The 16,281-nt window shown below is 70.1% G+C and carries 15 protein-coding genes; 14 read left to right on the top strand and 1 reads right to left on the bottom strand.

Annotation, left to right across the window (positions count from 1 at the left end):
* Window positions 1-10: 10 nt before the first annotated feature.
* The 12 genes from AB0G63_RS03025 to AB0G63_RS02970 all read left to right on the top strand — a co-directional run bounded on the left by AB0G63_RS03025 (window position 11) and on the right by AB0G63_RS02970 (window position 14,131).
* Window positions 11-373 (top strand): hypothetical protein, encoded by a 363-nt coding sequence (locus AB0G63_RS03025; protein WP_360743312.1) that lies wholly within the window; start codon window positions 11-13, stop codon window positions 371-373.
* Window positions 363-779, top strand: a complete 417-nt coding sequence (locus AB0G63_RS03020) for a DUF6093 family protein (RefSeq protein WP_360743309.1) — start codon at window positions 363-365, stop codon at window positions 777-779. The genes AB0G63_RS03025 and AB0G63_RS03020 overlap by 11 nt, the downstream gene beginning before the upstream one ends.
* Window positions 779-1,207, top strand: a complete 429-nt coding sequence (locus AB0G63_RS03015; protein ID WP_360743306.1) for an HK97 gp10 family phage protein — start codon at window positions 779-781, stop codon at window positions 1,205-1,207. Before AB0G63_RS03020 ends, AB0G63_RS03015 begins: the two co-directional genes overlap by 1 nt.
* Entirely contained in the window at window positions 1,204-1,644 is a 441-nt protein-coding gene (locus AB0G63_RS03010) for a hypothetical protein (protein WP_360743303.1), read from the top strand. The genes AB0G63_RS03015 and AB0G63_RS03010 overlap by 4 nt, the downstream gene beginning before the upstream one ends.
* Before the next feature lie 85 nt (window positions 1,645-1,729).
* A complete protein-coding gene (locus AB0G63_RS03005; protein WP_360743300.1) occupies window positions 1,730-2,254 on the top strand; it encodes a hypothetical protein in 525 nt (174 codons plus the stop codon).
* Window positions 2,254-2,790: a hypothetical protein gene (locus tag AB0G63_RS03000; protein WP_360743297.1), complete on the top strand. Its 537-nt coding sequence runs from the start codon at window positions 2,254-2,256 to the stop codon at window positions 2,788-2,790. Before AB0G63_RS03005 ends, AB0G63_RS03000 begins: the two co-directional genes overlap by 1 nt.
* On the top strand, window positions 2,724-3,173 hold the full coding sequence (locus AB0G63_RS02995) for a hypothetical protein (protein WP_360743294.1): 450 nt from the start codon (window positions 2,724-2,726) through the stop codon (window positions 3,171-3,173). The genes AB0G63_RS03000 and AB0G63_RS02995 overlap by 67 nt, the downstream gene beginning before the upstream one ends.
* A 9-nt stretch (window positions 3,174-3,182) precedes the next feature.
* On the top strand, window positions 3,183-8,234 hold the full coding sequence (locus tag AB0G63_RS02990) for a phage tail tape measure protein (RefSeq protein WP_360743291.1): 5,052 nt from the start codon (window positions 3,183-3,185) through the stop codon (window positions 8,232-8,234).
* On the top strand, window positions 8,234-9,127 hold the full coding sequence (locus AB0G63_RS02985) for a hypothetical protein (protein WP_360743288.1): 894 nt from the start codon (window positions 8,234-8,236) through the stop codon (window positions 9,125-9,127). Before AB0G63_RS02990 ends, AB0G63_RS02985 begins: the two co-directional genes overlap by 1 nt.
* 20 nt (window positions 9,128-9,147) lie before the next feature.
* Complete coding sequence (locus AB0G63_RS02980) at window positions 9,148-10,077, top strand: hypothetical protein (RefSeq protein ID WP_360743285.1); 930 nt, start codon at window positions 9,148-9,150, stop codon at window positions 10,075-10,077.
* An 11-nt stretch (window positions 10,078-10,088) separates the two neighbouring features.
* Complete coding sequence (locus tag AB0G63_RS02975) at window positions 10,089-11,063, top strand: hypothetical protein (protein ID WP_360743283.1); 975 nt, start codon at window positions 10,089-10,091, stop codon at window positions 11,061-11,063.
* Window positions 11,064-11,188: 125 nt separating this feature from the next.
* Window positions 11,189-14,131, top strand: coding sequence for a hypothetical protein (locus AB0G63_RS02970; RefSeq protein ID WP_360743280.1), 2,943 nt, complete (start codon window positions 11,189-11,191; stop codon window positions 14,129-14,131).
* A gap of 9 nt (window positions 14,132-14,140) precedes the next feature.
* Here the strand turns inward: AB0G63_RS02970 and AB0G63_RS02965 are convergent, their stop codons facing one another.
* Window positions 14,141-14,713 carry a hypothetical protein gene (locus AB0G63_RS02965; RefSeq protein ID WP_360743277.1) on the bottom strand — a complete coding sequence of 191 codons (573 nt, stop codon included), beginning with the start codon at window positions 14,711-14,713 and terminating at the stop codon, window positions 14,141-14,143.
* A 400-nt stretch (window positions 14,714-15,113) separates the two neighbouring features.
* On the opposite strand from AB0G63_RS02965, the gene AB0G63_RS02960 reads away from it, so the two are divergent.
* Together AB0G63_RS02960 and AB0G63_RS02955 are read left to right on the top strand one after the other, a co-directional pair.
* A complete protein-coding gene (locus AB0G63_RS02960) occupies window positions 15,114-15,989 on the top strand; it encodes a peptidoglycan-binding protein (protein WP_360743274.1) in 876 nt (291 codons plus the stop codon).
* A gap of 26 nt (window positions 15,990-16,015) precedes the next feature.
* Window positions 16,016-16,279 (top strand): hypothetical protein, encoded by a 264-nt coding sequence (locus tag AB0G63_RS02955; RefSeq protein WP_360743271.1) that lies wholly within the window; start codon window positions 16,016-16,018, stop codon window positions 16,277-16,279.
* Window positions 16,280-16,281 lie beyond the last annotated feature (2 nt).

Here is a 16,281-nt window from a genome sequence, read left to right as displayed (position 1 = left end):
GGCTCCGCCGGTGACGACACCGAAGCGATTCCAGATGACCTTCGACGGCCGCGCCTACGGCGTCGTGGTGGACGGCCAGAATGTGACTAGTCACGTCGCCGCCGTCGACGTCCACGCCGACGCCCACGGCCTGCCGCACGTCGTGCTGCACCTGCGCCCGACGGGCACCTGGCCAGCTGAACTCGATCTCCTCGCCCGTGTGCAGGTTGGTGTGCCACCCGAACCCGGGCCCTCGGCCGCCGCGTTCCTGGAGGCTCTCGATCCGCTGGAAGTCGAGCGGGCGGCGCTCGCGCGGGTGGACCTGGAGAACGTACCGGGTGGCGGTACGGCGGCGGTGCTGCGGCAGTTGGCGGAGTGGGCCCGTGGCGTTTGATCTGTCGGGTGTGCGCCGGGTCGTGGAAGGGCTTCTCGACGACGAGCTCCAGCTGTGGCGGGACGCGGACGGTGACTCGAGTGACGAGCTGGACGAGGAGACGGGCGAGCTGAAGCCCGTCGGCCAGGCGTCTGTGCCGCTGTGGGAGGGGGCTGGGGCCATCGTGCGTCCAGGGCAGCTCTCGGTCGCCCCGCCCCTGGACGGGGTGGTCGCATCGCTGCCCGCCCCGACCGTGTACCAAGCGCTGCTGCCACTCTCCGCGCCGCAGGTGATGGTCGACGACGTCCTGAGCGTTTCTCGTTCCGTGCGTGACGAGCAACTGGTGGGCCGCCGGTTCCGGGTTGCGGAGGTTGCTGTCGGTAGCTATGCGGTGGTGCGCACGGTACGCCTGGAGGTGATCGACTGATGGCACTGAACGCCCATCCCAACGTGCACCCCGACGCGACCGCGTTCCGAGACCCGATCGCATTGGCGGCGGCGCTGTCGGGGATGGGGTCGGCCGTCCGGGCCCGGACGCGGGCGATCACCCGGCATCACGCCATGCTCCTGCGGGTCCGCATCCAGAAGAACGCCTCCGGACGACCAGGGCCGAACGTCGTCACCGGGCAGTACCGGGCATCGTGGGACGTGAAGGTGACCGTGGCCGGAGGGCAGGTCAGCGCCGTGGTGTTCACCGACGCGCCGCAGTCGCGTCGTCTGGAGTACGGCTTCGTCGGTGTCGACCGGCTGGGGCGCCAGTACCGGCAGCCGCCGTACCCGCACATCGAGCCGGCCTTTCGGCAGACCGAACCCGGCTTCCTGGAGGCCCTGCGGAGCGGAGCGCTGCCACGATGAGCCCTCCTCGACTGCCACTGACCCGGGCGCTCATCGACGTGCTCACCACCGGGACCGGGCGGCCCTGCGGGCTCACCGTCCTGCCACGCGCGACGGACGGTGGGCCCGCGGCATTGCCGTACCTGATCCTCGACAGCCTGCCCGGCCAGTTCTCCGGCCCGTCATTCGCCGACTGGCATGCGGACGCGACGTGGACGTACCAGGCGACCAGCGTCGGCGAACGGGCGGACCAGGTGCAGTGGCTCGGCGACCGGGTCCGTGCCGCGCTCTTCGACCGCACGCCGAGTGGCTGGCGTACGGACATCCCGGTCGCCGGAATGCGCGTCATCGACCGGGAACTGACCTACGACGCCGACGGAGATCCGGTTGACGGTTCGCAGGGCAGTATCGTTACCTACGTGCAGCGGTTCACGATCACAGTGACGCCCGCCGCCTGATCCCTTCGATCTACGACACCTCACCGCGGAGCCACGCGGACGCCCGGCCGTCGAGCCCGGCGCAGCACCCGTCCAGGAGTGCCCCGTGGCTCAACAGCGCTTCATGCGGCGCGGCATCACCAAGATTCTCTGGTTGACGAAGGTCGCCTCCGCCAACCTCATCCCGACCCGCGCGGAGATCTCGACACCGAACGCCACCGACCTGACCGAGGCGATCAGCGACGTCGACGGCTGGTCGCTGACGAACGAGGCGATCGAGACGCCGGACATGGCCTCGACCTTCTCGTCCTCCATCCCGGGCAACGACAAGGCCGAGAACTCCTCGATCACCTTCTACGAGGACCAGCTCAGCGACACCATCGAGACGCTGCTGCCCAAGGGCGCCGTCGGCTTCGTCGTCTTCCTGCGCAAGGGCGACATCCCCGGGTCTAAGTCGATGGACACCTTCCCGGTCCAGGTGGCGTCCCGCACAGCGCAGTACAACGCCGGCAATGAGGCCGCGAAGTTCCAGGCCGTCTTCTCCATCACCTCTCCGCCGGCGCTCGACGCCGCCGTCCCGGCCGCTGCCTCTGCATCGTCCTCCTCCTCGTCCTCGTCCGGAGGCAGCTGATGGCTGCCGGAAAGGCCCAGGGCGCGGTGACGTGGGAGCAGAAGATGGAGCGGCTGCGTCGCCGCTCGCTGCCAGAGCGCGTTCTGCAGATCTGCGACGACGCAGCGCTGCGGGCAGAGTACGACGAGGCCAGGCGAGCCGCCGACCGCGCGCGGATCCTGGCCGAGAGCGACGCGGACAACAGCGTTCTCGCCGAGCGAGCGGCGGAGGCGAGGCGGCGGTACGACGCCGCGGCCGAGGCTCTGCGCGCGGCCTCGATCTACCTCACTTTCCGCGCTCTGCCGCGCCCGGTCCTCGAGGAGCTCCTCCACGCACATCCACCCACAGACGAACAGGCCGCCGACGGGGCGGCGTTCAATCCCAACACCTTCCCGGCCGCGCTCATCTCGGCATCGTCCACGGACGGCATGACCGAGGCCGAGGCCCGCGAGTTGCTGGACGCCTGGTCGGCCCCGGACGCGAACGCCCTGTGGGAGGCCGCCTGGGAGGTGCAGCAGGAAGCCCGTACCGACCGGGCCGACCTGGGAAAAGGCTGAAGGCCGACTCGCGACTGCGGGCCGAGCTGGAGCTGTGCGAGCAGTACGGCATCCCTCACTCGCAGTTCCTCGGCGGGGACGGCCGCTGGAGTGACCTGGACCGAGCCAAGGCCCTGGCCTGGCAGCAGTGGCAGCGCACGGTGTGCCCGGACTGCCGTACCCGGCTCGACGAGTGGAACCCGGCCGAGGGCGGGCACCGGCACGCGTACGTCACGGACACCTTGCGCTGCCCGGGCTGCGAGCTGATCGCCCAGGAGCGCGATCAGGTGCCCGAGGGGCGGGCCGGTTACGGCATCAAGATCACGCTCCTGCCCCGGTCGGCCTACGAGGCGGTCCAGCACGGCGGTTCGTCCGGGCGAACCGCCCTGGCGAACGGACGGTGAGCCGTCAGGATGGCCACCTACAACCTCACCGTCCAGCTGACGGCACAGGCCAACAGCCTGATCTCCGGGCTGCGTTCGGCTGCCGACGCTGCCCAGGATCTGGGCCGCCGCACCCGCGAACTCGACCGCCGCCTCGACACACTGGACGCCTCCAGCCGACGCACCGCTCGCCAGATCAACACCCTCGGCGCCCAGGCCCGTACCGCCGCCACCCGACTCAGCGCCCTCGGCGCGCGCGGCGGCCATACCGGCCGCGGCCTGCGTCGGGCGGGCGACGACGCCGGCACGCTGGAGCGCTCCCTCAGGAGTGTCGGCCGCCAGGCCACCGCCCTGACCCGCCTCCTCGCCGGAGGCGCCCTCGTCCTCGGCACCGGCCGGCTCGTCGAGGAGGGCAACCGCTACCAGCGGCAGATGAACACCTTCCAGGCGGTAACGGGGGCCACCGCCGGGCAGATGCAGCGCGCCTCCTGGATGGCCAACCGGCTCGGCAACGACCTCACTCTGCCGACTACCACCGCGGCCGACGCCGCCGAGGCCATGGTAGAGCTGGCGAAGGCGGGCTTCCGCACTGACCAGGCCGTCACCGCCACCCGCGCCTCCCTCCAGCTCGCCTCCGCCGCCAACGTCAGCGCGGCCGACTCGGCCCGCTACCTCGGCGACATCATGGACCAGTTCGGCCTCGGCGCCGACCAGGCGGCGCGCGCCTCCGACATCCTGGCCGCCACCGCGAACAACGCCTCCGGCGGCATCATCGATATCTACTACGCGATGCGGTACGCCGGTCCGGTCGCCGCCGGCCTCGGGGTGAGCATGGAGGACGCGGCCAGCGCGGTCGGCATGCTCGGCAAGGCCGGCATCCTAGGCCAGACGGCCGGCACCGCGCTGCGCGGCATGATGGCCAACCTCGCCGCGCCCACCAAGGAGATGCGCGACGGCCTGGAGGCCCTGGGCATCGAGGCTTGGGACGCGCAGGGCCGGTTCAAGGGCCTGCGGTACGTCATCGAGGAGCTGAGCCACGCCCAGCACGAGATGTCCCAGCAGGACTTCACCGCCGCGGTGAAGAAGGCGATGGGCAAGCCCGCCATGTCGGGCGCCATCGCGCTGGCCCACCAGGGCACCGAGTCCTTCGACGCGCTCAGCCAGGCCGTACGGGAAAGTGGCGCTGCCGCGCAGATCACCGCCGCCCGCGGACAAGGACTCGCGGGCGCGATGACACTGCTGCGCAAGCAGACCCAACAGACCGGACTCGCGCTGTACGACGCCATGGCGCCGGGCCTGGAGTACGTCACCCGGCTGCTGACGCGCGGCATGTCCGGCGCGACGCCGTACCTCGTCGCCGCGATCGAGTACGGGCGTGACCTGGCCACCCTCTACGGCCCGGAGCTCAGGGACAGCGCGCGCAGCGGTCTCGGCGAGCTGATCGACGAGGCCGAACAGCTCCTCGGCCCGCTCCAGGCCCTCGGCGAGCACGGCCTGGCCGCCGGGCTGAACCTCCTCATCAACGCTGCCCGCGACCTCGGCGAGGTCCTCGGCAACGCCACCGAGGGGGCCGCACCGGTCGCCTCCGCGCTCGGTCTGCTGGGCGACGAGGCAGGCGGGGCCAGCAACAGCCTCGACATCCTCGTCACGACCGCCGACCTCGCGATGTCCGCGGTCGCCGGGCTGTCCGCCGTACTCGTCCCGGTGGGTGAGGTGGTCGGGTCCCTGGTGCGGGCGTTCGGGTCGCTGCCCGGGCCCGTTCAGACGGCGATCGCCGCGATGTTCCTCGCCCGGCGCCTCACGCCGATGCTGGGCGGGCTCGCCTCGACCGTGAGCGGTCGGCTGACCGGCGCCTGGCAGGGCTTCGGCGCGCAGATGCAGGTGCAGCAGAACCTGGCCGCGCGGGCCGGGGTGTCGCTGTCGCGGTACGCGGCGGCGTTCGCCGTACTGGAGACGCGGATCCCTGTGGTGGGTCAGATGGCTGCCGCCTTCCGCAGCGCCCAGGGCCCGACGTCCGGTTTCGCTGGCACGCTCAACAGCGCGGCGCGTGCAGCCGGGGCCGGGCTCCTCGGCGCCGGCCGCGGGCTGGTGGCGTTCATGGGCGGCCCATGGGGTGCCGCCATGGTCGCCGCCACTTTCGGTCTCGGGCTGCTCGCCGACCAGCAGCGGAAGGCCGCCGAGAGGGCGGCCGAGCACGAACAGCGCATCAGCAGCCTGACCGAGGCACTGCTCGCCTCCAAGGGCGCTATCGACGCCAACGTCCGCGCCCAGGCTGCCCAGGTCCTGATGGACACGAAGACGGCCGACGGCAACCAGCGCCTGGTCGACGTCATGAAGAAGGCGGGCGTCTCGCTGTCGGAACTCACCGATGCCTACCTCGGTCAGGGCCTGACCCTCGAGGGCCTCCAGGGCCGGTTGCAGGCTGTCGCCGACGCACACGACGACGTCTGGCAGACCAACGAGTTCGGCGACACCTGGCAGGGCTATGACGTCCTGGGACGCAGGGCGCAGGACGCCGCCGATGCCCTGGACGGCGTCAAGGGCGAGATGGAAGAGTCTGTCCAGCGCGCCAAGGACCTCGCCGAGGCGCAGGGCGCCACCGGGCGGGGCGTCACCGCCTACGGCAAGCTCAAGGCCGCCGTCGGTGCCTTGGCCGACCGGACAGCAGACGCTGACCAGCGCACTCGCGCCCTGAAGGACGCCCTCGATCTCCTCTCCGGCGGCAGCATCTCCCTCCAGGCCGCCGAAGCCCGCGTCAACAGCGCCGTCCTCGACGTGAACGAGGCCCTGGCCGACGGGATCGACAGGGCCGACGGCTACGGCAAGGCTCTGCTGAACAACAACGGCACCCTGAACACCGCCACACGCAAGGGCCAGCAGCTCTACCAGTCCCTTACCTCCCTGAGCGACGCCGCCGCGGACGCGTCCGTCTCCGCATACGCCCTCGCCCAGCAGAACGGCCAGCCGCTCGCCGAGTCCCTGTCCTCCGCCCGCGCACAGATGACGAAGGCGAGGGCGGCCGCGGTCGAGGCGGCCCAGGGCTATGGGCTGACGCGCGCGCAGGCCGAGGCGGTGGCCGACAGTCTCGGCCTGCTGCCGTCGAAGGTCTCGCTCCTGCTGGAAACGGAAGGCATGGACTCCACGCTGGCCGATCTCCTCGCCGTCCAGGCGGAGTTCGACCGCGTCCCGAAGAAGACCACGATCGAAGTGGACTCCCTCAGTACGGAGGCGCAGAAGGACCTCAAGGACCTGGGCTACAAGGTCGAGACCATCCCGGGCACCCGTCAGATCAGGATCACGGCTCCGACGAAGGACGCCCGCGGTGCGCTTCAGGCGCTCATCGACCAGCTCAGTGCCACTCCCGGCCACAAGACGGTGAAGGTCAACGCCGCGACGGTCGGTGCGCTCACCAGCTTGAAGGCCGTGGAAACCCAGCTGATCAAGACGCCGAGCGCCAAGACCGTAACCATCAGCGCCCCAACAGCCGCGGCGAGCAAGGCGCTTCAGGACCTCGGCTTCAAGGTGCAGAACATGCCGAACGGCCGGGCCAAGGTCACCATCCCCGTCCAGCCGCCGCTGACCGCCCTCGGCACCATCCAGGGCGCGATCAACAACATCACCGGCACCAGCGTCGGCGTGGGCATCTACCTCAAGCCGACGTCCTGGGACCGCGACGGCAACGGCGTACCCGACGCCATCCAGGCCCGCGCCGACGGCGCGGTCGTCGACTACTTCGCCAACGGCGGTGTACGGCGTGAGAACCACGTCGCACAGATCGCCCCCGCCGGCTCATGGCGAGTGTGGGCCGAGCCGGAGACGCAGGGCGAGGCATACGTGCCGCTCGCCGCGAGCAAGCGCCCGCGCAGCAAGGCCATCGTCGAGGAGGTCGTCCGGCGCTTCGGCGGTGACGTCACCTGGTACGCGGGCGGCGGCCTGTCCGGCTGGTCCTACAGCCCCTCCGGCGAGGACGAACTGATCTCGGTGTCCTCGATCCGGTCGGACTCCATGCGCACCGTGAAAAGGAAGGGCAAGGAGGTCGAGATCTTCGACCTCTCGAAGTTCGAGAGGAACCTCGACAAGGCGGTGAAGAGGACCGAGCGGTGGCGCAAGGACCTGCGGACCGTAGCCCGCCGCGCGGGGCAGGACGTGGCCGACGCGCTGGAGGCCATGGGAGAGGACGGCATCGAGCTGACCCACAAGATGGCCACCGGCTCGTCGAAGTACCTCAAGGACATGGCCTCCGACCTAGAGCGACTGGGTCTCGTGGCGAAGGCGTCCCTGGGCGACTTCACCGCCCAGCTCAAGCAGGCCGTGAAGGACCAGAGCACCTTCGAGAAGAACCTGACCAAGCTCGCCGCCCTCGGCTACGGGGACCTCGCCGCGAGGCTCGCCGAACAGGGTGACGAAGCCGCGGAGGACCTGGCCGCCGAGGCGGTGAAGGACAAGAAGAAGGCGAAGAAGGCCGACGACGCAGCGAAGGCGGCCGACAAGACGCTCGCGGCCGAGGACCTCGCCGACCTCCTCGACATCATCAGCGCGATCAAGTCGAGCAGTACGGGTATCCACAAGGTCGCCGACACCACCGGCCTGGAGGAAGACCGAGTTATCGAGGTCGGCAACCTCGGCAAGTCCCGCATCAAGTCCGCCCTCGGCTCCCGCGCGACGAAGTTCCTCGACGACCTGGCCAAGGCCAACAAGGGCCTGGCCTATGCGAGCGGCGGCATCTGGGAACCGGGCATCTACTCCTCCCCGACCGCACTGATCAAGTTCGCGGAGGCGAGCACTGGCGGGGAGGCGTTCATCCCCCTCGCCCCCGCCAAGCGCGCGGCCGCAACGGCGGTGCTCGGCGACGTCGCGCAGCGCTTCGGCCTCCAACTCGATGCAGCACACGGCCCCTTAACGCCAGTACACACGGTGGATGCCCGTCCGGCTGGATCCGTTCAGGTCGTCGTCGTGCGGGAGCACCAGCCACTGATCGGCACCATGCCGGTCACCGTGGCCTCAACTCAGGCTACCCCGCAGCAGATCGGTGCCGAGGTCATGCGCCGCCTCCGCAACGCACAGAGGGGAGGCCGGTTGTGATGCCGGAGCTCGCCGACTGGCAGATCGAGATCGCCGGAGTCCTCATCGGCGCCGGAACGGAAGTACCGGTGAGCGAAGTAGAAGGTCTCGGCGCCCCCGAACTTCGTACACAGGATGTGGACAACCCCGTCGGAGACGGCGCGTTCCCCGGCGTCGATCTCTACAGCGTACGGACAATCCGTATCGAGGCGGGCATCCGCACCGCCGGCAACCCAGCGGCGGCCGTCGAGGTGCTCGGTCGGCTCCACCGCGCCGCCGACGATCCCGCCGTCCGGACGGGCTCGGGCGCACAGACCGTGCTGCGCCTGCGCTGGCCGGGCCGCACAACGCGCCGCCTCTACGGCCGGCTGCGCCGCGTGGAGGCCACCAGCACCGCGAACGTGCTGCACGGCTGGATCCCGCTGGACCTGGAGTTCGCGGCACTCGACCCGCGCTTCCACGCCGACGACGCCTCGGCGCTCACCCTCGCCTTGTCCGCCGACGGGCTGGGAGGCTTCCGCGCCCCGCTCACGGCCCCGCTGACGACCGGCGTCGCGATCCCCGACGAACGGCGCGGCTGGGTGCACAACGACGGCGACCTACCGGCATGGCCGTCACTCCGTATCAGCGGGCCGTGCACCAACCCGCGCATCCGACACGTCGAGTCGGGCAAGGTCATCGAGCTGTCCGTCGCGCTGCGGAGCGGCGAGCACGTCGACATCGAGACCCGTCCCGGCACCCGCTGGGTCCTCCGCAACGGAACCGGCAACCTCGCCCCCGCCCTGTCGCCCGCCTCCCGGCTCGACACCTTCGTCATCCCGCCCGGAGCCAGCGAGATCTGGTGGACCGCCCGCGACTACACCAACGCCACCCGGCTGGCCGTGACTTGGCGCTCGGCCTATGCCGCCCTGTAGCCCGCACGAGGAGCTCTTACGTGACCCTGATCAATCCACCGCTGCTCACCCACGGCGGTACCCACGCCGCCCGCGCCTTCCGGATGATGGTGCGCGACCTCGCTCGCGGCTCGCAGGGCGTGACCGAGGGCGACGACCTGAAGGTGAAGCAGCTGGCCACGCCCGGCGCCGGCGTACGGGTGGTCGACGGTTCCGCGGTGATCCGTGGCGCGGCATGGGGCCAGGGCTCGTACACGCAGTACAACGTCGGCGACGCCACCGTGCCCATCGCGCCCACCGGGGCCACCGCCCGCTCGGACCTGGTCTGCCTGCGCGTGGAGGATCCCGAGTACGAGGGCACCCGGAACCCGGAGACCGACGAGATCGGCTACTTCCACGTGGTCAGCAACGTCTCGGCCACCGCGACCACCGTGCCGTCCGGCATGACCGCGATCCCGCTGGCCCGCGTCGACATCCCCGCCAACACGTCGGTCATCACCGACTCGATGATCAAGGATCTACGGCGGATCGCCAACCCTCGCCGCGAACGGACGCTGTACACGGCCTACCCCGGCTCGCTGAGCAGGCTCACCGCGCAGAACGGCCAGTGGTACAACTGGCCGGCCGCGGCCCGCTGGAAGGTGCCGATCCCGTCCTGGGCGGTGACCGCGAAGCTGGTGGTGACGCTCGCGGGTCTGCGGCTGTCGGAGTCCGACGTGTTCGCCAACATGCAGACGGTCCTGGGCACCGACTACGGGCAGACCACCGCCATCGACGACGACCAGGGCGCGAACACCCGCCGCAACACAGTCGTGCTCGCCGACACGATCAGCATCTCCGCGGCGCTTCGCGGCACCACTCAGGACCTGTACGTCCGCACTCAGCCCTCCAAGTCCGAGTGGGGCAACCTCGGCGTCGACGCGGCAACCTCCCTGATCGCGGACGTCGAGTTCACCGAAGGCGTGCGGTGAGGCCCAGGGCAATGACGACGTCGTACCGCTACCGCAGCTGGCACGCCCTGACCGGTGAGTCGCTGGCCACCGACCTGCCGCTGACCGAGGTGGAGTTCGGCCTGTCTCTCAACGCGACCGGCGACTTCTCGGGCCGCCTGGAGCCGCGCTTCGCCCACCTCCTCCCGTCCCAGCTGGACCCCGGCAACACACTGCTCACCGCCGAGCGGGACGACACCCTGCTGTGGGGCGGCATCGTCTGGCGGGCGGAGCCGGAGGGCGCCGCGTACCCCATCGAGGCCGCAGGATGGGGCAGCTACCTGCACCGCCGCCACGACGTCCACGGCAACCTGGGCGGCCGCGGCCCGTACACCTACGCCGACCCATGCCGGATCATGCGCGATGTCTGGGCGTACGCGCAGTCGCAGCCCGACGGCAACCTCGGCGTGACCGTCGACGGCACCACCAGCAAGGCAAAGGCCGGCACTCCTGCCGAGCCGTACTCCACCGAGTGGTGGGAGGCCCCGGTGCTCGGCGAGGTCGTCGACGACATGACGCAGGTCGACGGCGGCCCCGAGTGGACCGAGACCACCGACTGGACCGCCACCGGCCGCCCCGGCGGCCGTATCCGCCTCGGCTGGCCCCGCCTCGGCACCCGCCGCACCGACATCTCCTTCACCTCCGGCATCAACGTCGCCGGAACCGTCCCGGTGGCCTACGACGCCGACGAGTATGCCCAGGTCGTCATCGCCCTCGGCGCCGGAGAGGGCCGCAGCCGACGCCGCGCCGTCGACGCGATCCGCAACGGCCGCCTACGCCTGGAACACGTCCTCGAAGCCCCCGCCGAGAAGGCCAACGACCGCCTGGCCGCCCGCGCCCGCGCCGAACGCACCGCCCGCCAGATCCTCGGCGAGGTCACCGAGATCCAGGTCCGCGACCACCCAGCCGCCCCGGTAGGCAGCTGGCAGGTCGGCGACGACATCCGCGTGTCCCTCCACGACCAGTAGTCGGACTACGACGGCTGGTGCCGCATCACCGCCTGGACGCTCCGCCCGCCCCAAGGCGACGGCCCCGAGCGCATCACCCTGACCCTCGCCCGTGCCGACCGCTTCACCTACGGGAGCTGACCGCCATGGCCAACGACCTCGCGAAGCTGGCAGCCCGCATCGCCGCCCTCGAACGCCGCCTCACCCAGCAGACCCGCACCTCCCGCCTCGCATACTCCTCGCTCGAGAACGGCGCGCTGGACGTGTACGACGAGAACGGCTCCTTGCGCGCCGTCATCGGTCAGCAGCCTGACGGAACCACGGCGGTCAACATCGTCAACGCCCCGCCTCCGCCGGCCCCGAGCCAGCCCACCGCAGTGTCCGTGCTCGGCGGCATCGCCGCCACCTGGGAAGGCACCTTCACCGACGCCGCCGCCGCGCCGCTGGACTTCGCGCGAGTCGAGATCCATGCCTCCGCCCAGGATGGGTTCACCCCTGGCCCGACAACCCTGCGTGGCACCCTGGAGTCCCCGCTCGGCGGCACCCTCACCATCCCCGCCGACCGGCCACTGTACGTACGCCTGCTCGCCCGCAACACCTCCGGCACCTCCTCCGCCCCCTCCCTCCAGAGCGGCCCGGTCGGCCCGGCACCGGTCGTCGCCCAGTCGGTCCTCGACGGCATCATCACGGAAACCGCGCTCGCCGACGACGCCGTCTCCCGCGCGAAACTCCAGATCGGCGCGGTCGGCCACAACCAGCTCGCCATCGGCACCGGCAACCTCATGCCCGACCCCAGCTTCGAGGGCGCCTTCACCGAGCAGCTCATCGCCACATCCAGCCGGTGGAGCCTGACCGAGGGCAACGGCTCCCCCCGGGGCCTGCGGGTCGACGGCACCAGCAGTGAGCCCGCCTCTCCCAGCCTGCGCGTCACGGAGCTGGCCGTCTCCCCGGGAGACCGGTTCTACCTGGCCTTCGACTCCCGCGTCTCCGCCGACTGGGCCGGGAACTCGATCCGCTTCTACCTGCGCTGGCAGGACGCGGCCGGGGAAGTGCTCGGCTACGGCACAGCGATCGCCACCCCCACCCCAGGCGCCGACTGGACCCGTACGAGCCAGCAGGTCCAGGCCCCGGCCGGGACCGTGACCGCCACCGTGTGGCTGCAGAACTTCCAGGCCACCGCCGGCACGGCGGACTTCGACAACGCGCAGATCCGCACCGTCATCGGCACAGGCATGGTGGTGGCCGAGTCCATCGGCACCCTGGAACTGGCCGCGGAGTCCGTGACCGGCGAGAAGGTGGTGGCGAAGACCCTCACGGCCCGCGAGATCAAGGCCCTGTCCGTGACAGGCGACGAGATCGCTACCAACACCCTCACCGCGCGCCACATCGTCGCGGGCTCACTTTCGGCGTCCCGGCTGGCGATCGGCACCACCGGCAACCTGGTCGGCGACCCCTCGTACGAGAACGGCGTCATCGCGACCTACATCGCGGGCAAGGACGAGTTTGCCATCGAGGACGGCGGTAACAACTCCGCCAAGTGCCTGCGCATCACGGCGGGCGCGGACACCTACCGATGGCTCCAGCACGCCACCTCGCCCGTCCTCCCGGGCGACCGGTACTGGGTGGCCGCCGACTACAGGACGTCCACCGACTTCACCGGCGGCAAGGTCATGCTGTACCTCGGCTTCTACGACGAGGCCGGCACCCGTCTCGGCTCCGACGGCGTCACCGTGTCAGTCCCAGTCACCGATGGCACCTGGCAACGCGTCTCGAAGATCGTCACCATCCCTGCCGGCGCGTCCCAGGCAAACGTGCGCGTCGGCGTCGACGCCTCCGGCAACACCACGGCCACCGGCCGCGTCTACTTCGACAACCTCGAGTGCCGCTCGCTCCTCAGCACCCCGGGCACCGGAGCCCGCGCCGAGCTCTCACCCGAAGGACTTCGCCTGTACGACGAGTCGGGGGACGAGGCCGTGTCCCTGACCACCGGCTCGCCCAACTACCTCACCCTGACGAACGACGGCACGGCCGTCGCCACCATCGACCAGGACGGCAACACGGGCGTCGCGGACCTCGCGGTCGCGGGGCGGCTCACCATCGCCGGGGACCCCATCGAAACCTACCTGTCCGGCTTCGCCCGCGGCCTGGTCGCCGTCGACTACCAGGCCACCTCCGTGTCGGCGGGCACCACCGACTACGGCTACGTCGAGCTGTCGTTCGACGCCGATACCAGCCGCATGTACCGCGTCGTCCTGGACTGCTACGCCGACCCCTCGGCCGCCGGCGGCGAACTCGTCCTGGCCCTGAAGGACGGTGGCGCGAGCACCCCGACGGTCTCCTCCACACAGATCCAGTCCGCGATCTTCCCCATGCCAACGGCCGGCTACCGCCGCATCCACATGGAGACCGTCCGTTCGGGAGCGGCCTTCGGCGCCGGCCTCCACCGCCTGTTGATCACCTTCCGCTGCCAGAACGGCCCCAGCGGCCAGACCGTCCGCCTGTTCGGCGGCTCCAACTACCCCGGCCTGATGTACATCGAGGACGTGGGCCCGTACGTCCCCGAAACGGGTCAGTACAACACCGGCGGCGGTACGACGACCCCGCCGAAGAAGACCTACACCAAGACCTACGCAGCCTCCTGGTCCGGCTCCTACGCCAACCGCAGCGCGTACAACTCCTACTACGGCAACAAGTGCCTGCAGGGCTACTACAGCTCGACCAACGGCATGCAGGCGAGCCTGATCGGCTTCCCCTCCTCTCTCGCCACCGACCTCTCCGGCGCCACCATCCAGAAGGCCGAGGTCTATCTCTACTTCGACCACTGGTACTACAACAGCGGCGGCAAGGCGGTCATCAAGGCCCACAAGCACACCTCCCGCCCGTCGACGTTCAGCTCGGACAGCGAGGCGCAGACGATCAGTTGGGGCAAGAACGTCGGCAAGTGGGTGGACATCACAGCGGTGTTCGACTCGACGAGCTGGCGCGGCATCGCCCTGGATCCGAACAACTCAGACAAGACGTACTACGGTCGCGCGCAGGGGGTGGGGCAGACGTATCCGCCGAAGCTGCGGATCACGTACGTCAAGTAGCTGGGTTCCTCACAGGTCCGGCACCCAGCCGGTTTGCCTCAGAGTCGGCATGAGTCGGGTGAGGACGTAGGCTACGACGGGCGTCTCTCGGTCTTCTTCCTGGAAACGGATGGTGTGCTGGAAACGCTCCGTGTCCTGCGGCTTCGTTAGGTCGAATGCTGGGTCGAGCGATACACCGGGGCGGCCGACGAGTTCCCTCAGCAGTCCCTCGCCGCAGCCTTCTGCCAGCTGTGCGGTGGTGAGGGCCCGTTTCTGCTTCGGCCGACCGTCCGGCTGAGGCAGAGACAGATAGGCCATCATCCGTTGGAGGCCCGGGGAGACCTCAGCAATACCGGCGCGGTGCCGATTGTGGAGGTTGGCCAGGGAAGCCGGCATCTCCGGGATGAGGGGCGGCTGTTGGAGCACGACATCCCTTTCACCGTTGTCCCATCGCGTGTCGTGGACAGTCAGCGGCGGCCGACCAGGAGCCTCGAGCTGCCACTCGGCGGCGAACCCGGCGTCACTCACGCCCGAGGGTGTGGAGCCCTGCTTGGCGATGTAACTGCGGACCAACTCCAAGGTGAGCGTGTTGCCAAGTCTCATGAAGGGACCAGGTTCCTGTGCGGCGCCGGGACGCGTCCCCCAGGGTGGGCACCGGAGGCGACAGCCAGCGACAAGTCGTTCGTGACTACTCCCGCCGGATAAATAACACAAGGCACACGGAGGATGCGCCAGAATCACAAACCCGGTCCCTCCGGTACCGGGTACCGTGCACCGGTCGCCTGACGCAGGCACTGGCTCCTTCGAAGCCATCGGACGAATCAGGTTCCCGGAGGCGCACAGCATCGGACGCGTACCTGAAGTGCGTTAGGCTCCGTCTCCGTGGGCGACCCTCCGCTCCGCATCACTCGCAGCACCGTGGTGCCTGCTGTACAGAGGGACCGCCAGGTGGCCCCTGGCGTCGTTCGACTGCGTGGAGGCGCGGGGGAGAAAGCGTCCCGACGTGGCCCAGCCACTGTCCGCAGACCAGTTCCTCGGCGTCCTGAAAAGGTCCGGCGTCCGCGTCGTCGAGCACGGCAGCTGGCGCACCCACAACCGCAACCACAAGGGCGCCTGGGGCCCGGTCCACGGCGTCATGATCCACCACACCGGCCCGTACACCACCGAGGCCGCCATGGTGGAGCTCTGCCGTACCGGCTACACCTCCCTACCCGGCCCACTGTGCCACGGCGTCATCGACCGCTCCGGCACCGTCCACCTCGTCGGCTACGGCCGCGCCAACCACGCCGGCTCCGGCGACGACGACGTCCTCAAGGCTGTCATCGCCGAGAAGCCGCTGCCGCCGGACAACGAGGCCAACACCGACGGCAACCCCCACTTCTACGGCTTCGAGTGCATCAACACCGGCGGCGGACAAACGTGGCCGCAGGCCCAGCTCGACACCATGCACAAGGTCAGCGCCGCCCTGTGCCAGGCCCACGGCTGGACTGCGCGGTCGGTGATCGGCCACAAGGAGTGGCAGCCCGGAAAACCGGACCCGGCCGGCATCTCGATGGACGACTTCCGCGCCGCGGTCGCCAAGCACCTCAGCGGAAGGCCGACGAGCAGCACGCCGTCGGACGACAAGACCGAGTACGCGCCATTCCCCGGAGCCGACTACTTCCACACCGGCCGCCGCTCCGCCCTGATCACCGAGATGGGCAAGCGCCTCGTCGCCGAGGGCTGCGGCAAGTACAGCAAAGGCCCCGGCCCGAGCTGGACCGAGGCTGACCGGCGCTCGTACGCCGCCTGGCAGCGCAAGCTCGGCTACACCGGCGACGACGCCGACGGCATCCCGGGCCCAACGAGCTGGGCCAAGCTCCGCATCCCCAAGCCCTGATCCACGCGTCGAGAGGTTCCTTCCCCATGGCCACTTCCAGAACTCCCAAGCTTATCGCCGACATCGCCGAGCGCGCCGTGCTGACGTACATCGAAGCGTTCCTCGGTCTCCTCCTCGCATCCGAATCGACCAACGTCGTCACCCTGTCCGCGCTCGAGTCGGGGGCCATCGCCGCGATTCCCGCGGGCCTCGCCGTGGTGAAGGGCGCCGTCGGCTCCCTCCTCGGTCGCGCCGGTACGGCTTCGTGGCTCCCGGCCAAGAGCGACCCAGCCTCCATCACCATCAACTGATC

The organism is Streptomyces sp. NPDC020996 (assembly GCF_040641355.1).
Taxonomy (GTDB): Bacteria; Actinomycetota; Actinomycetes; order Streptomycetales; family Streptomycetaceae; genus Streptomyces.
Note: the sequence above shows the minus strand (reverse complement) of the source record. Positions and strands in the feature narration are given on the sequence as shown.

Bases quoted from the DNA above. Each gene is read 5' to 3' on its own strand.
- AB0G63_RS03015 (WP_360743306.1), top strand. From the start codon at position 779: ATGGCACTGAACGCCCATCCCAACGTGCACCCCGACGCGACCGCGTTC.
- AB0G63_RS03010 (WP_360743303.1), top strand. From the start codon at position 1,204: ATGAGCCCTCCTCGACTGCCACTGACCCGGGCGCTCATCGACGTGCTC.
- AB0G63_RS03000 (WP_360743297.1), top strand. From the start codon at position 2,254: ATGGCTGCCGGAAAGGCCCAGGGCGCGGTGACGTGGGAGCAGAAGATG.
- AB0G63_RS02990 (WP_360743291.1), top strand. From the start codon at position 3,183: ATGGCCACCTACAACCTCACCGTCCAGCTGACGGCACAGGCCAACAGC.
- AB0G63_RS02985 (WP_360743288.1), top strand. From the start codon at position 8,234: ATGCCGGAGCTCGCCGACTGGCAGATCGAGATCGCCGGAGTCCTCATC.
- AB0G63_RS02975 (WP_360743283.1), top strand. From the start codon at position 10,089: ATGACGACGTCGTACCGCTACCGCAGCTGGCACGCCCTGACCGGTGAG.
- AB0G63_RS02970 (WP_360743280.1), top strand. From the start codon at position 11,189: ATGGCCAACGACCTCGCGAAGCTGGCAGCCCGCATCGCCGCCCTCGAA.
- AB0G63_RS02965 (WP_360743277.1), bottom strand. From the start codon at position 14,713: ATGAGACTTGGCAACACGCTCACCTTGGAGTTGGTCCGCAGTTACATC.
- AB0G63_RS02955 (WP_360743271.1), top strand. From the start codon at position 16,016: ATGGCCACTTCCAGAACTCCCAAGCTTATCGCCGACATCGCCGAGCGC.